The sequence below is a fragment of the Acetobacterium sp. MES1 genome (assembly GCF_002237635.1).
In the GTDB taxonomy this organism is placed as follows: domain Bacteria; phylum Bacillota; class Clostridia; order Eubacteriales; family Eubacteriaceae; genus Acetobacterium; species Acetobacterium wieringae.
In genome coordinates, this window is the sequence record NZ_MJUY01000022.1 from 1 (window position 1) to 13,876 (window position 13,876).

19 protein-coding genes, 1 tRNA gene, 1 riboswitch and 1 other annotated feature are annotated in these 13,876 nt (G+C 42.1%); of the genes, 4 read left to right on the plus strand and 16 right to left on the minus strand.

Going from position 1 to position 13,876, the window contains the following annotated elements; translation table 11 throughout:
• Window positions 1–18: 18 nt before the first annotated feature.
• From BI182_RS07840 to BI182_RS07855, 4 genes are all read right to left on the minus strand, one after another.
• Window positions 19–729 carry a CoA transferase subunit A gene (locus BI182_RS07840; protein ID WP_286806690.1) on the minus strand — a complete coding sequence of 237 codons (711 nt, stop codon included), beginning with the start codon at window positions 727–729 and terminating at the stop codon, window positions 19–21.
• A gap of 490 nt (window positions 730–1,219) precedes the next feature.
• Window positions 1,220–1,939, minus strand: a complete 720-nt coding sequence (locus BI182_RS07845) for a hypothetical protein (protein WP_070372484.1) — start codon at window positions 1,937–1,939, stop codon at window positions 1,220–1,222.
• Window positions 1,940–1,944: 5 nt separating this feature from the next.
• Window positions 1,945–3,240, minus strand: coding sequence for a hypothetical protein (locus BI182_RS07850; protein WP_148636703.1), 1,296 nt, complete (start codon window positions 3,238–3,240; stop codon window positions 1,945–1,947).
• A gap of 2 nt (window positions 3,241–3,242) precedes the next feature.
• Window positions 3,243–3,545 carry a MoaD-like domain-containing protein gene (locus BI182_RS07855; RefSeq protein WP_070372482.1) on the minus strand — a complete coding sequence of 101 codons (303 nt, stop codon included), beginning with the start codon at window positions 3,543–3,545 and terminating at the stop codon, window positions 3,243–3,245.
• A 368-nt stretch (window positions 3,546–3,913) separates the two neighbouring features.
• A riboswitch (THF riboswitch) is annotated at window positions 3,914–4,006 on the plus strand.
• 137 nt (window positions 4,007–4,143) lie between these two features.
• Between BI182_RS07855 and folE the strand changes: the two genes are divergently transcribed.
• The 4 genes from folE to folK are packed head-to-tail and all read left to right on the plus strand — an operon-like array spanning window position 4,144 to window position 6,832.
• On the plus strand, window positions 4,144–4,701 hold the full coding sequence (folE, locus tag BI182_RS07860) for a GTP cyclohydrolase I FolE (RefSeq protein ID WP_175440967.1): 558 nt from the start codon (window positions 4,144–4,146) through the stop codon (window positions 4,699–4,701).
• 10 nt (window positions 4,702–4,711) lie between these two features.
• Window positions 4,712–5,194 carry an HD domain-containing protein gene (locus tag BI182_RS07865; protein ID WP_070372480.1) on the plus strand — a complete coding sequence of 161 codons (483 nt, stop codon included), beginning with the start codon at window positions 4,712–4,714 and terminating at the stop codon, window positions 5,192–5,194.
• Window positions 5,195–5,204: 10 nt separating this feature from the next.
• Window positions 5,205–6,032 carry a dihydropteroate synthase gene (gene folP / locus BI182_RS07870; RefSeq protein WP_228882634.1) on the plus strand — a complete coding sequence of 276 codons (828 nt, stop codon included), beginning with the start codon at window positions 5,205–5,207 and terminating at the stop codon, window positions 6,030–6,032.
• Window positions 6,014–6,832: a 2-amino-4-hydroxy-6-hydroxymethyldihydropteridine diphosphokinase gene (folK, locus tag BI182_RS07875; protein ID WP_228882632.1), complete on the plus strand. Its 819-nt coding sequence runs from the start codon at window positions 6,014–6,016 to the stop codon at window positions 6,830–6,832. The genes folP and folK overlap by 19 nt, the downstream gene beginning before the upstream one ends.
• A 60-nt stretch (window positions 6,833–6,892) precedes the next feature.
• On the opposite strand, the gene BI182_RS07880 is transcribed toward folK, so the two are convergent.
• The 12 genes from BI182_RS07880 to BI182_RS07935 all read right to left on the minus strand — a co-directional run bounded on the left by BI182_RS07880 (window position 6,893) and on the right by BI182_RS07935 (window position 13,813).
• Window positions 6,893–7,471 carry a hypothetical protein gene (locus BI182_RS07880; RefSeq protein WP_228882630.1) on the minus strand — a complete coding sequence of 193 codons (579 nt, stop codon included), beginning with the start codon at window positions 7,469–7,471 and terminating at the stop codon, window positions 6,893–6,895.
• 19 nt (window positions 7,472–7,490) lie between these two features.
• A complete protein-coding gene (gene proS / locus BI182_RS07885; protein ID WP_250933415.1) occupies window positions 7,491–8,942 on the minus strand; it encodes a proline--tRNA ligase in 1,452 nt (483 codons plus the stop codon).
• A gap of 80 nt (window positions 8,943–9,022) precedes the next feature.
• The gene (gene rplL / locus BI182_RS07890; RefSeq protein WP_286806698.1) at window positions 9,023–9,406 is read right to left on the minus strand and encodes a 50S ribosomal protein L7/L12; all 384 of its coding nucleotides are present in this window, start codon (window positions 9,404–9,406) and stop codon (window positions 9,023–9,025) included.
• A 48-nt stretch (window positions 9,407–9,454) separates the two neighbouring features.
• Window positions 9,455–9,976: a 50S ribosomal protein L10 gene (rplJ, locus tag BI182_RS07895; RefSeq protein WP_286806700.1), complete on the minus strand. Its 522-nt coding sequence runs from the start codon at window positions 9,974–9,976 to the stop codon at window positions 9,455–9,457.
• A 24-nt stretch (window positions 9,977–10,000) separates the two neighbouring features.
• Window positions 10,001–10,121: a sequence feature (ribosomal protein L10 leader region), on the minus strand.
• A 75-nt stretch (window positions 10,122–10,196) separates the two neighbouring features.
• Window positions 10,197–10,886: a 50S ribosomal protein L1 gene (gene rplA / locus BI182_RS07900; protein ID WP_070372473.1), complete on the minus strand. Its 690-nt coding sequence runs from the start codon at window positions 10,884–10,886 to the stop codon at window positions 10,197–10,199.
• Window positions 10,887–10,947: 61 nt separating this feature from the next.
• On the minus strand, window positions 10,948–11,373 hold the full coding sequence (gene rplK, locus BI182_RS07905) for a 50S ribosomal protein L11 (RefSeq protein WP_070372472.1): 426 nt from the start codon (window positions 11,371–11,373) through the stop codon (window positions 10,948–10,950).
• A gap of 71 nt (window positions 11,374–11,444) precedes the next feature.
• Entirely contained in the window at window positions 11,445–11,981 is a 537-nt protein-coding gene (gene nusG, locus BI182_RS07910) for a transcription termination/antitermination protein NusG (RefSeq protein ID WP_070372471.1), read from the minus strand.
• 13 nt (window positions 11,982–11,994) lie between these two features.
• Entirely contained in the window at window positions 11,995–12,372 is a 378-nt protein-coding gene (secE, locus tag BI182_RS07915; RefSeq protein ID WP_084633762.1) for a preprotein translocase subunit SecE, read from the minus strand.
• Between the two features lie 18 nt (window positions 12,373–12,390).
• Entirely contained in the window at window positions 12,391–12,540 is a 150-nt protein-coding gene (gene rpmG / locus BI182_RS07920; protein ID WP_014355470.1) for a 50S ribosomal protein L33, read from the minus strand.
• Window positions 12,541–12,795: 255 nt separating this feature from the next.
• On the minus strand, window positions 12,796–13,293 hold the full coding sequence (locus tag BI182_RS07925) for a GNAT family N-acetyltransferase (RefSeq protein ID WP_250933417.1): 498 nt from the start codon (window positions 13,291–13,293) through the stop codon (window positions 12,796–12,798).
• A gap of 76 nt (window positions 13,294–13,369) precedes the next feature.
• Window positions 13,370–13,555, minus strand: coding sequence for a hypothetical protein (locus BI182_RS07930; protein ID WP_070372470.1), 186 nt, complete (start codon window positions 13,553–13,555; stop codon window positions 13,370–13,372).
• 181 nt (window positions 13,556–13,736) lie between these two features.
• Window positions 13,737–13,813, minus strand: a tRNA-Arg gene (locus BI182_RS07935).
• Window positions 13,814–13,876: the final 63 nt, after the last annotated feature.

The following is a 13,876-nucleotide window of genomic DNA, read 5'->3' on the forward strand; positions in this document are numbered from 1 at the left end:
TAGGCATTTTGAACCCTCCTATAATTTATTTGTGGCAATCCACATTTCTTCATAAATCATCTTACGTTCTTCATAACGATGTCCTTTAACAATATAATCCACAAAGATTCCCGGGGTCCCAATTTGTTCACAAGCAATCTCGCCAATCTCGACAATCTCATCCACCTCAGCAATGACAATGTCGGCAGCCGTGGCCATAATCAGATTCGTATTACTCATTCCCTGATATTGCAAATTTCCCAAAGGGTCAGCCCGATAGGCTTTAATTATCGCCACATCAGCCCGGATCGGCTTAAATAACAGGTAAGGTTTTCCATCGACGGTAATTTTTTGTGCCATCGCTTCGACCTCTGTTCCCATCCCCACCGGTGTGACAACAGCACCCAATCCGGCACCGCCAGCGCGCACCCGCTCCACAAAGGTGCCCATGGGGCTTAACTCCAGTTCCACTTCTTCACCCACAATTTGTTTGATCAAATTGGGATCAGTGCCCACATGTGATGTCACATATTTGATAATCTGCTTATTTAAGACCAATTTGCCAACATCCACACCGCCACCCCGATACCCTGCGCCAATACTGATGACGGTCAGGTCCTTAACGCCAGCTGCTGCTATTTCATCGATCATTTTTAGTGGAACAGCAGCCCCTAAAAATCCTCCGATCATAACAGAAGATTGATCAACAATTTTTTTTACGGCTTCTGCTGTCGTAATTTGCACTGCCATTTCAATGACCTCCTTTGTACGTGATAATTACCCAAATCATTTAAGATGGTTCCTCAATTTAACACGAAACCGCTCAATTGAAACGAGAATTTTTTGACTGATAAATGGAATTTTTCATACTATTTCTCTAGGGTTAAATTCAATATATTTTAAGCGTGTCTTTGAGATATTAATGTTACCCTTATATTCGTATTTGGAGTGTCTTTAATCCACTTCAAGAACTATCTTATAAGTAAGCATTCGCTGAATAATATCTGTTCATTAAGACTTATTAAGTATTTTAAAGATTTAGTTCGATTATTTAAAATTTTATGATTTTTTTACAATTTATATAACGATATTTTACTCATATATGTCTTATTTAGTCAAAAAAAAGAAGAAGACTGGATAAAATAGCGATGCTATCTTTTCCAGCCTTCTTTTGGGAAACTCTTTATTTTCACTTATTAAAGTCAACATTAATCACATCAATTGACTGATCCGTTACCGATCATACATGCATTTTCTTTTTTAGCATTCTCCGGGTTTTTTCCGGAATCCGATGATAAATCGTCTGGAGCAGGCCAATGATGCAAAGGCCCGAGACCGCTACAATCAATGACCAGGTTAATTGGACTTCCCCCAGTACATTTAAGCTGACAATTCCATCAATGCCGATTGCCAGTACAATCACAAAAAGAATCAGGTTGGTGGGAATAAAAATGAACTGACTTTTATGCCGGGTGTGTTTCAGAATAAAGCGAAACAGGCTGACATCCAGATAAAGCAGGGTGGCAATCGGAAAGGCATAACTTAAAAACCAGTTGGTTTGGCTTCCACCAATCATATAAACAAACAGGCAGGTAATCACCACGGTAATATAGGCTCCCAGAAAATTATAGTTCGGTTTGAGGTAACCCATGGCAAAAAAGACAATGGCAAAAATGCTGAGATCCGCCAGGGCGATATATTTCAGCAAAACATGATTCCAGGGATAAACCAGATAGATGACGCCAATAATCACCATAATGCTGGCCGCAATAATCGTAATCGAAAAAAACGCCTGATTCTTTTTTCCCAGATGATCTTCTTCATAGGTATTGATCGCCTGAGGATATTTACTGTCCTGAGAAAAAATTCCATCATTGACATCCGGAACGGGAAAGTCGCAAAGCGGACAGTTTTTCACATCATCTTCAACTTCAACACCACATTTTGGGCAATAGGCCATGATTCTCACCTCTTATTCGTTTCAATTTTTACCGGAATTCCCAGCTGTCTGATTTTTCCAAAAAAGATCTTTTCAATGACCGTTTCTCCAGTGGTTTTGCCAAAACACAGGGCCAGCCGATTCTCATAACTGACCGTTACCATCTTTAGTCGGCTTTCAGCGCTGGGGGAAGGAAAGACTTCAAAACTCTTCACATAGGGGCGCAGCTCTTCCGGAACCGTGACCACCCCCAAATTGGATAAACCACTGGTATAGCCCCGCTCGCCATAACGTTTATAGACAAGAGGCATCAGCAGCTTTTTTACCCACAGGGGAATGATCCGAAGAAAGATCAGTTGTTCATTGCGTACATTACGGGAAATATAGCGGTTAATATGCTTCCGATTCATATATAAACCCATATAACCTTTGATCTGCTCAATAATCTCCGCCCGGGTATAATAGCCCAGGGCCAGATCAATCTCCGGATTAAGACTGATAAAGAAATTTCGCAGTGTAATCGAAGGAAACATCTTTCGCAAATCGACCGGTACATTGATGGCAATCCGTTGGCGCCGCTTTTTTTTCTCACTGATTGGCAGCTCCATAATATATTCCTGAATACTTTCAAAGTAAAGAGCCAGAATAAACTGGGTCAGGGTACAACCATGACGCTTAGCCAGATCCAATAAGGGCGCTACCGGCACAAAACCGGTCAGCAAAAGGTACTCCCCCTTATCCAGTAGTTCAAAGGGAAAATGAAAGACCTTTTTACTACCCGGCGGCGGCGGTACATTTTCTTCATAATAGACCTTAAAGGAGTCTTCAAACTCCCCTGGATCCACATCCGTATCAATATCCATGGCTTTACCCAGATTTCTGGGAAAAATCTCTTTGCACAGCTTAAAATACTCGATAATCAAGGTTTGCAAAAAGGCCAGGCCACCGCTACCATCACAGATGCTGTGATTAAATTCGACATGGAGGTATTTTTTATAATAGAGCACCCGAAAGGGAAAGGTCTTGCCCTGCCGCTGTCGCATTGTTTTACAGGGATAATAGGTTTCTTCCTCTACCCTTGGTATCGCCTCGGTGTGTTCATAGTAGTACCAGAAAAAACCACGTTTTAACGTCACCTGAAAATAGGGAAACCGATGAATAATCTGTTCCAGCGCTTTTTGTAATGTCACTGGTTGGATTTCTTCTGATAATTCCACGGTCATCCGGTATACAGTAGTGATTCGTGATGAGGCAATGGCCGTGTAGAGGACACCCGCGTTATCCAGCGAATAAAAACTCTTCTTGGAATTCTTTTCTTCCATGGTCAACCTCCACCTCGAAGAAAGTTCTTTCGAAAGCTGCGCAAAAAGTCGTCAAACTGATCCTTTTCCACCACCAGGGTAACATCCACTGCCACCAGTGAACAGACCCCAATACTTTCCTGTCGCTCTGGCGACAAGGTTACCTGCCAGCCCGCACCGGTATAGCAATCTTTCCCAATTGTTTCGGCTTTCTTTCTCAGATAACGGTCAAATTCCCATTTGGGAATCCCCCGCATATATAACGTTTTTTTAATAAATTGATCGCCACTTGGCACGTTGGCTGTTAATATATCTGATTCGGTCATCGTTCCACTCATTTCTAACTATATTTCAATTTTCTGATTATTTGGCAGAATTATTTTAACATATCCGGCTTAAGTAAACGATGTAATTCGTAATTCTCTCCGCTTTCGGTTGTCAACTTTCGCAACTATCTTTCATCTTTCAGTGACCGACAAGTAAAAATATTGCCAATCGATTACATCAACTGAGCGACTTTGTTAAAAAAATGGTTAAATTTTTTCTCTTTACATTTTTTGTTGATTTTAGTAACTTTTTTTTGATTTTTTTATCCGCAAATTTCCAGCCAATCGATACTTAGAACGTTTAAGAATACGTTATATTACCCTTGTAACCTGCCCCGTCCCATGTTAAAATACACCCAATTAAATATAACAGAGTAGACAAGATGCGTAAAGTGTTAGAGGATGGGAAGTTGCCTTTAAACGAAATGAACTCATTGCGATATCTTGTTGCTTCCGCTGGACCCCTTAACAACCAATTAAGGGTTGCGGAAGCATTGCTTAAAACATTTGTTTTATTTAAGTAATGCTTTTTTTATTTGGTTTTAGTAAAAACCATTCCGGATCAAATTGAAGTTGATTCGGCGATAGGAGAAAAATGATTGATCAAAAGAAAATCCAAGAAGCTGTCACAATGATTCTAGAAGCCATCGGCGAAGATCCCACCCGGGAAGGCCTGGTTGAAACCCCTGCCCGGGTTGCCCGGATGTATGCAGAAATTTTTTCAGGTCTGGGCCATACTGCCGAAGTTCACCTGGCCAAAACCTTTGCCGTAAAATCAGATGATATTGTCATTGAACGGGACATTCCCTTTTATTCGATGTGCGAACATCACCTGTTACCCTTTTACGGTAAGGTTCACATTGCCTATATTCCCAATGGTCGGGTTGCCGGGCTGTCTAAACTGGTTAGAACAGTTGATGTTTATGCCAAAAAACCACAGCTTCAGGAAGTATTAACCACCGAAATTGGTGAAGCCGTTATGGAATACCTGCAAGCCCGCGGCGTCATGGTTATCGTTGAAGCCGAACATCTCTGCATGAATATGCGCGGCGTCAAACGTCCCGGCACCCGTACCGTTACTGCGATGCAAGCCGGTATATTTGAGCATAACAAGGAGCTCAAAGACGAAGTCCATAAACTTTTAAGCATCAAATAGGACGTGGTTAATGGATCAGTTAAAAAATACCAACACCCTTTTTCACATGAATGATTATCAGAATTATCTAAAAAAAATAGAAACCTGCGAGGTCAATCGACCGTTTTGTCGTCATGACATCGACCATTTTTTATCAGTCGCCCGCATTGCCAGTATCAAGACTATGGAAGCCGGACTAAACTTCTCCCGGGATCTGATTTATACCACCGCATTGCTCCACGACATTGGTCGTTTTGTTCAATATCAGGACAAAACACCCCATGAAATCGCCTCTCACCAGTTGGCAATTCCCCTGCTGAAAACCCTTGATTATACTGACGATCAAAATAATCTGATCCTCGAGGCAATCCTTAATCATCGTAATCCAAAAGCCCAGGGATTCAGTAAACTAGTTTATCAAAGCGACAAATTATCCCGGGCCTGTTTTTGCTGCCCGGTTGAAACCGAATGTGATTGGTCACGTGAAAAGAAAAACCTGACCATTGTTTATTAAAGGAGTATTCATGCGAATTGGCAATAAAAATTTTGACTTAAGCAATCAGGTCCTCATTATGGGGATCTTAAACGTTACCCCCGATTCATTTTCTGACGGCGGCAAATTCAATAACCTGGATGCCAGCCTGAGGCAGGTAGAAAAAATGATCCTCGATGGTGCTGATATTATTGATCTTGGCGGCGAATCGACCCGTCCCGGTCATACTCAAATCAGTGATGCCGAAGAAATCGAGCGAGTCGTTCCAATGATCGAAGCAATCCGCCAGCGCTTTGACATTCCCATTTCCATTGATACCTACAAGGGGTCTGTTGGGGCAGCGGCCTTAGCGGCTGGTGCCGACATGGTCAATGATATCTGGGGCTTTAAATATGATCCGTCCCTGGCCGAGTTTACTGCCAAATACCAGGTTCCCTGCGTCCTGATGCATAACCGCACTAATCAGAATTATCACAACCTGATGACCGATATTAATGGCGATCTTCAGGAATCCATCAATATCGCCGTAAGCGCTGGCATTTCCAAGGATGCCATCATCCTTGACCCCGGCATTGGCTTTGCCAAGGATTACGCCCAGAATATGGAAACAATGCACCATCTGGAAGACCTGCAAACTCTCGGCTACCCGGTTCTTTTGGGTACCTCCCGCAAAGGCTTTATCGGCCTGACCCTGGATCTGCCGGTAACCGAACGGGTGGAGGGCACTGTGGCCACCACGGTTATCGGAATTATGAAGGGAGCCTCGATTATTCGGGTTCATGATGTCCTGGAAAATAAACGGGCGGCACAAATGACCGCCAGTATTCTGAAAGGAGCACCATGGACAAACTCTATATAAAAGACTTTGAGGTCTTTGCCTATCACGGGGTTTTCCCCGAAGAAAAAACCCTGGGCCAGAAATTTCTGATTTCTGTAACTCTATCTCTGGATATGCAGGAAGCGGCCCTCACCGGCGATTTGACAAAATCCGTTCATTATGGCGAACTCTGTCATGCCCTGGAGATCGAATTTAAAAAAGAAAGCTACGACCTGATTGAAACCGCTGGCGAAATGCTGGCGACCTATGTTTTAAAACACTACCCGATGGTTAAACATGTCAGCCTTACCATTAAAAAGCCCTGGGCCCCGATACTTAAATCGATGGATACCGTCGCCATTGAAATAAACCGCGGTTGGCACCAGGCCTTTATCGGACTGGGCACCAATATGGGCGACCGCAATCTAAATCTAACCGAAGCCATTACTGCCATAAAAAATACCCCTGGCATTGAAGGACTGACCCAATCCACAATTATCGAAACCGAGCCCTGGGGCTACACCGATCAGGATGCCTTTCTCAACTGCGTTTTAAAAATCAGAACCACCCTGCCGCCTCCTGTCCTGATGAACCGGCTGCTAGAGATCGAGCTGGAACTTAAACGGGAACGAACGATCCACTGGGGCCCCCGGACTATTGATCTGGATATTTTATTTTACGATAATCTGATCAGTGATGATCCCCATGTGATTCTCCCCCATCCCCGGATTCAGGAACGGACTTTTGTAATGGAATCAATGGCTGAAATTGCGCCCTACTTCGTCCATCCCCTGCTCAATATACGAATGATCGAATTGTTTAACAATTTAAAAAATGCATAAAAGAAGAGGCCATCTAAGGATAACTTAGGGCCTCTTTATACGTTTTATCGATTTAATTGATTAGCCAAAATAAATTGCGTAGGCTGTTCGACTCGGGGTGGTCAGCCCCATCTCAGTGACTGTAACACCAATTTGGTCTTCGACATTTTCAAATAAATCAAATATTTTTTTACCCGATTCCAGACGAAATCCATCTTCACCCGGATAGATACAATCCGTTATCGACACACCATAGCGATTCCTAACATCACGTATCAGCGCTTCTCTGGCAAATTCGCAGGCGAAATTGCAGAGCTCCATGATAATGTACTGATCCAGAACGTTCTCCCGGGAAAGACAATAATTCTCAATTTCCCGACCAGCCGTGACAATATTCGGAAAAACATAGGTAGACTTGGCAATTTTTTCCACTCCAGCTTCACTGACAAATTCGACGCCATCCAGGGTGAAGTGCGTAGCATCAATGATTTTCGCTTCGGATACCCGATAGAGCACCTTTGGCTTCGGAATATTTCTTGCTGACTCAAGAATTCGCTCAATGGGCAGGGCCCGTCTTGATCCTTTTTTCATCCGGATATGTTCATAAAATTCGCCTTCATTCAAGAAAAATCCCAGGTTGGTCATTGCAATGCTGCTCATTTTCACACGCTCATGCTTCCTAATAAGCTCGGGCGAAGTAGGCCATTTTTTGTGCTGGCTTACCACAACAGACACATTTGCCTGCGTACAACACTTCCTGTTCATCTTCAAATGGGATACAACGGATCGATGCGCCAGTTTCTTCTTTTATCTGATCTTCACAGCTTCGCTCACCACACCACATCGCTTTGACAAACCCCGGATTTTCTGATAAATTCTTTTTGAATTCATCAATGTTTTCCGCAGTGGAGGTTTTTTCTTCCCGCATTTTCAGCGCTTTATTAAACAAGTTGGCCTGAATTTCCGCCAACAAGTCATCTACAGCCTGGCTGACATTATCCAAACTGACCTGAATTTTTTCACCCGTATCCCGTCGGGCCAGTACACATTGACCATTTTCAATGTCCCGAGGACCAATTTCCAGACGGATTGGCACACCCTTCATTTCCCACTGGTTAAACTTCCAGCCAGGAGAATAGCCATCCAGATCATCAACCTTAACTCTGAAATCTTTCCCCAGCGCTTTACTGATTTCCCAGGCTTTATCCAATACCCCTTCTTTATGTTGGGCCACTGGAATGACCACCACCTGAATCGGGGCAATTTTCGGAGGCAGAACCAGACCATTATCATCACCATGAACCATGATAATCCCACCGATTAAGCGTGTCGATACCCCCCAGGAAGTATGGAAAGGAAAGGACTGCTCATTATTGCGATCCAGGTAGGTAATTTCAAAGGCCTTGGTAAAATGCTGGCCAAGATTATGAGAAGTCCCTGATTGCAGGGCCTGACCATCGTGCATCAATGCTTCCATGGTATAGGTGGCATCGGCACCCGCAAATTTTTCTTTATCACTTTTTCGACCAACGACCATCGGCATGGCCAGGTGGCTTTCGGCGATTTCCCGGTAGATCCCCAGCATTTGCATGGTTTCTTCCTGAGCTTCTTCCGGAGTTTCATGGAGGGTATGGCCCTCCTGCCATAAAAACTCAGAGGTTCTAAGGAACGGTCGGGTGGTTTTTTCCCACCGCACAACTGAACACCATTGATTATACAAATAAGGCAGCTGACGATAGGAATTGAGCCATTTTGAGTACATACTGCAAATAATCGTTTCTGATGTCGGGCGCACTGCTAGTTTTTCGGCCAGTTCTTTGCCGCCACCATGGGTAACCCAGGCGACCTCTGGAGCAAATCCTTCGACATGTTCAGCTTCTTTTGTTAAAAGGCTTTCTGGAATCAAAAGCGGAAAATACATGTTCTCATGACCGGTTTCTTTAAAGCGTTTATCGTAAGCACCCTGGATCAGCTCCCAAATCGCATAACCGTAGGGCCGAATCACCATAAATCCTTTTACCGGAGAATAGTCCACCAATTCAGTTTTAGAGATAACATCTGTATACCATTGGGGGAAGTCTACCGCCATGGGGGTGATTTCTTTCACTTGATTTGTCTGTTTTTTTCCCATTGTTCTTCTTTCTCAGACTTCGTCTGTTAAACAAAAAAATCACCTGCGCAAGCAAGTGATTTTTAGTGGTTATCGAGTAATTATTTTACTTCGACGCTTCCGCCAACTTCTTCAATTTTAGCTTTAATATCATCAGCTTCTTCTTTAGTAGCGCCTTCTTTTAATGGTTTTGGAGCTTCGTCAACTAATGCTTTTGCTTCTTTTAAGCCTAAGCCTGTTAATTCACGAACAACTTTGATAACTTTGATTTTTTGATCGCCAGCAGAAGCCAGGATTACATCGAAATCAGTTTTTTCTTCTACTTCTTCAGTAGCACCACCAGCAGCTGGAGCAGCCATCATAGCCATTGGAGCAGCAGCGCTAACGCCGAATTCTTCTTCTAATGCTTTAACCAGCTCAGATAATTCTAATACGGTTAAACCTTTTACGTCTTCAATTAATTGTGTTACTTTTTCACTTGCCATTTTATAAAACCTCCAAATATTCTTTCTTTAATTTAGTTTGTTTTCGAATTATGCTTGTTTTTGTTCTGCAATCGCATTTAATGCGACAACCAATCCACGCATGTTTCCGTTAAGTACGTTAACAAAACTTGAAATTGGTGCGTTTAAGCCGCCAAGAACCTTGGCAACCAATACTTCTCGTGGTGGTAATTCAGCTAGATCTGAGACGCCTTTGACGTCTAAAACCTTACCATCTACCATACCTGCTTTAATTTCTAAAGCCTTATGTTTTTTTGCAAACTCGCTGAGTAATTTAGCTGGTGCAACTGGATCTGTATCACAGAAAGCAATTGCAGTAGGTCCAACCAAAACGTCAAGTAAACCTTCAAAACCGGTTTCTTTTGCAGCGAACCGCATCATTGAATTTTTATATACCTTGTAGTCGATACCTGCTGCTCTCGCCAGGGAACGTAACTCAGTTACTTCTTCAACATTCAACCCACGATAATCTACGAGAACCGCTGTTTGAGCGTTACGAAGTTTTTGCGCAATTTCCTGGACAATCACTTGTTTTTCTTCAATTTTTGGCATGTATTATCTGCACCTCCTTTATAAAATCGTATCAAAAAAGCTCACTCCACAGCGTGAAGAGAGCTTTATTATTCATAAGCGTTTATCTCTTCAACCTCGGTAGGATTTACAAACCTACTGTCTATGGATGAATGCGTCTTTTACAACGACGTTATTGTATCATTTGTCATTTTCTATGTCAAGTCGTTTCAAAGTTTATTATTTTAAAAGCAATAAACTTCTAGATTTTTCCTGTATTGACTTTAACTCCAGGACTCATGGTGCTTGCCAGGGTTACACTGCGGAAGTATTGACCTTTGGCAGCAGCTGGTTTTGCTTTTTTAACAGTTTCCAATAATACCATCATGTTTTCTTTTAAGGCTTCTTCGGTAAACGATGCTTTTCCGATGATCACATGAATAATATTGGTCTTATCCAAACGATACTCAACCTTACCGGCTTTGGTATCGGCTACAGCTTTGGCAATATCCATAGTTACCGTTCCTGATTTAGGATTTGGCATTAACCCTTTAGGTCCCAATACCCGACCTAAACGACCAACCTTACCCATCATGTCTGGAGTAGCAATCATTACATCAAAATCAAACCAGTTTTCTTTTTGAATTTTATCGATCATATCGTCTTCACCAAAGAAATCAGCGCCAGCTTCTTCAGCTTCTTTCAGTTTGTCGCCTTTGGCGATAACCAGAACTTTAACTGATTTACCAGTACCATGTGGCAGAACGATTGCTCCACGAACCTGTTGATCTGCATGACGTGAGTCAACACCCAATTTAACATGCAATTCAATGGTTTCATCAAACTTTGCTGTCGCCAGTTTTTTGACTTGTGCAATTGCTGCATCAATTTCAAAAAGCTCTTGCTTGTCAAAGCTTTTTACCAAATCCTGATATTTTTTTCCTTTTTTCATCTTTGCCTCCTTGTGGTAATAGCGGTTTCCCTCCCACTTAAGGTGTTTCTACCTTCTAAAATTATTCTTCGATTGTGATACCCATGCTACGGGCAGTTCCAGCGATCATTCTCATCGCTGCTTCAACAGATGCTGCGTTTAAGTCAGGCATCTTTAATGTTGCAATTTCTCTTAATTGTTCAGTTGTAACCTTAGCTACCTTGGTTTTGTTAGGTACCCCAGATCCAGACTCAATACCAGCAACTTTCTTTAATAGAACCGCAGCTGGCGGTGTTTTTGTAATAAATGAGTAAGATCGATCCTGATAAACAGTGATTACAACAGGAATAATCATTCCTGCTTCATTTGCAGTTTTTGCGTTGAATTCTTTACAGAATCCCATAATATTAACCCCATGTTGACCTAATGCAGGACCAACTGGTGGTGCTGGTGTTGCTTTACCGGCAGGAATTTGTAATTTAATCATACCAATTACTTTTTTTGCCATGATAACACCTCCTTCATTTTATTATAGTTTTTTTTCTCCTAATTGGAGTAGCATGAAGAATAGTTTTTTCCTTAAGTGTTTATTTTTTCTATTTGTTCAAATCCCAGTTCAGCGAGGGTATCTCGACCAAACATGGAAACATTGACCTTGACCTTTGATTTCTCGGCATGCACTTCTTCAATAACACCGGTGAACCCTTCTAGTGGTCCTTCAATGACCTTCACTTCTTCACCAACATGCATACTGATTTCCACACGCTGCTGACGAATGCCCATACTCTTAAGTTCTGACTTTGAGAGCGGAACAGGTTTTGAGGCAGGACCAACAAACCCGGTTACACCACGGGTATTTCGGACAACATACCATGAATCATCTGTCATGAACATTTTAATCATGACATAACCTGGAAATAGCTTTTTCTCCTTAACGACTTTTTTGCCGTTTTTACTTTCCACTATTTCTTGTACGGGAACCTGAACCTCAAGGATCACGTCCTCCATATTTCTGTTTTCTACGGTGGCTTCAATGCTTGCCTTTACCTTATTCTCATAACCGGAATAGGTATGTGCAACAAACCATTGGGCCTGTTCCTGTTGATTAGTATCCATGGTTCTCCCTTACCTAAATGTTCATAAATAACGCGGCAAGTGCACCTAATCCTGAATCAACAACCCAAACGAGAAAAGTGAATATCCCAACAATTCCGGCAACAACGCCAGATTTCTTTATCAATTCATCTTTAGTTAACCAAGTAACTTTTCGCAGTTCATGATGAACGCCTTTTAAAAAGCCGACCATCTTCTGAAAAATATTCGGTTCCTTGCTTTTATCGCTTGACTTCTTTGCTGTTTTTTTCTCATTTTTTGCCGTTGACTGAGGCGCTTTCTTTTCCTCTTTTACAAGGTTTGCAGCCTTATCATCGGTTTTTTGTGCCTGTTGTGGGGTGTTATCTTTTCCTTGTTTACTACTGGCATTTTTACTTTTTTTGTTAGTTGCCATGATATTCCTCTTTATCCATTATTTCGTTTCTTTATGTGGTGTATGCTTCTTGCAAAACTTGCAATATTTATCCACTTCTAAACGATCAGGGTTATTCTTCTTGTTTTTCATGGTATCGTAATTTCTTTGCTTGCATTCTGTACATGCTAAAGTAACTTTTACTCTCATTCCAGCACCTCCTACATCCTTATATCAACACCCGCAGGAACATGCAGGCACACGTTCCCTATTTTCATAGTCACTAACATAGAATACCATAAGACCCTGATTTTTGTCAATGAAAACATTGCTAATCATCCATGATTTTCTTTATCAGTGACTGTCCGATTATTGCTGTTGCGGTTCAAATAAAAAAAGGCATATAGCCTTTTGAACAACATTAAAATTATATCAGCAACGCCGAAAATAATCAAGCAGCATTTACTATTTTTCTATTTTTAATCCCCAATAATCACAGCCGATTAAGTTTCCGTCGATATCAACCGCCTCTGGCATATGCCCCCATAACCGAAACCCATGTTTTTTGACAAGCTTGCGACTGCTGATATTGGTGTCAAATACGACTGCCACCAGGTTTCTGAATCCGATTTCCCGGGCCGCCTCAATCGCTCGCTGCATTAACATTGAACCAATGCCCTGGCGGTGAAAATGGCTGTCCAGGTAATAACTTATTTCTGAAGTAAAGCGAAACCCCTCTCTGCCAGCGCGAAATTCAGTGAGCGTCACCCAACCAACCACCTTGCCATCGACTTCGGCCACATACATCGGATGTCGTGGCGCCGAATGATGAATGAACCAGTCTTTACGCATCTCCATGGTTGCCGGCGAAAGCTGGGCCGTAAATTTTCGGGCCGCAATGGATTCGTTCAGAATTTCCAGCACTCTGAGGTAATCTCTTTCTTCTACTAATCGTATTTCCAATGTGTCAATTATCTCCTGTATCATTCAGATTGTTTTTTTGTGTTCGGATGATTTTTAAAAACTCGTTATCAACCGTTTATTTGCGACCAATTTTCCCAAACCAGGCAATTATCACCGTTGCGATAAAAATAATGGCAACGACCCCTACCGTTGTAATCAGCGGAGAGAGGATCACACTGATCCAGGCAATAATGATCGGAGAAATGAGCGCAAACAATAGAAGCAGTCCACAGACAATTAAATACTTTTTATAATTTTCCATCAGCACTCCCCCCGCTTTGTGGCATTGCTACCGTTTAATAACTCTAAGAAGTATAAGCCTTGTTGTCACACTTTGCAACCGTTTCTTACTTATTTAATTAATTATTTACATCCATCTGTATTTTAAACGCCGATAGTTAATTCCGCCAATAAAAAAAACGGCCATCGCCGCCACATTCAAATGGTGCACCCGAGAGGATTCGAACCTCCGGCACGCAGTTTAGGAAACTACTGCTCTATCCACCTGAGCTACGGGCGCACAAAATACTTGCTTATTATATCAGACAATTAATTCTTTGAAAATAGTTTTTTTATCCATTCT

Bases quoted from the DNA above. Each gene is read 5' to 3' on its own strand.
- nusG (WP_070372471.1), bottom strand. From the start codon at position 11,981: ATGGATACTAATCAACAGGAACAGGCCCAATGGTTTGTTGCACATACC.
- rplL (WP_286806698.1), bottom strand. From the start codon at position 9,406: ATGGCAAGTGAAAAAGTAACACAATTAATTGAAGACGTAAAAGGTTTA.
- rplJ (WP_286806700.1), bottom strand. From the start codon at position 9,976: ATGCCAAAAATTGAAGAAAAACAAGTGATTGTCCAGGAAATTGCGCAA.
- BI182_RS07865 (WP_070372480.1), top strand. From the start codon at position 4,712: ATGGATCAGTTAAAAAATACCAACACCCTTTTTCACATGAATGATTAT.
- BI182_RS07855 (WP_070372482.1), bottom strand. From the start codon at position 3,545: ATGACCGAATCAGATATATTAACAGCCAACGTGCCAAGTGGCGATCAA.
- folK (WP_228882632.1), top strand. From the start codon at position 6,014: ATGGACAAACTCTATATAAAAGACTTTGAGGTCTTTGCCTATCACGGG.
- BI182_RS07930 (WP_070372470.1), bottom strand. From the start codon at position 13,555: ATGGAAAATTATAAAAAGTATTTAATTGTCTGTGGACTGCTTCTATTG.
- secE (WP_084633762.1), bottom strand. From the start codon at position 12,372: ATGGCAACTAACAAAAAAAGTAAAAATGCCAGTAGTAAACAAGGAAAA.
- folP (WP_228882634.1), top strand. From the start codon at position 5,205: ATGCGAATTGGCAATAAAAATTTTGACTTAAGCAATCAGGTCCTCATT.
- BI182_RS07840 (WP_286806690.1), bottom strand. From the start codon at position 729: ATGGCAGTGCAAATTACGACAGCAGAAGCCGTAAAAAAAATTGTTGAT.
- proS (WP_250933415.1), bottom strand. From the start codon at position 8,942: ATGGGAAAAAAACAGACAAATCAAGTGAAAGAAATCACCCCCATGGCG.
- BI182_RS07845 (WP_070372484.1), bottom strand. From the start codon at position 1,939: ATGGCCTATTGCCCAAAATGTGGTGTTGAAGTTGAAGATGATGTGAAA.
- BI182_RS07850 (WP_148636703.1), bottom strand. From the start codon at position 3,240: ATGGAAGAAAAGAATTCCAAGAAGAGTTTTTATTCGCTGGATAACGCG.
- BI182_RS07880 (WP_228882630.1), bottom strand. From the start codon at position 7,471: ATGAGCAGCATTGCAATGACCAACCTGGGATTTTTCTTGAATGAAGGC.
- rplA (WP_070372473.1), bottom strand. From the start codon at position 10,886: ATGAAAAAAGGAAAAAAATATCAGGATTTGGTAAAAAGCTTTGACAAG.
- rpmG (WP_014355470.1), bottom strand. From the start codon at position 12,540: ATGAGAGTAAAAGTTACTTTAGCATGTACAGAATGCAAGCAAAGAAAT.
- rplK (WP_070372472.1), bottom strand. From the start codon at position 11,373: ATGGCAAAAAAAGTAATTGGTATGATTAAATTACAAATTCCTGCCGGT.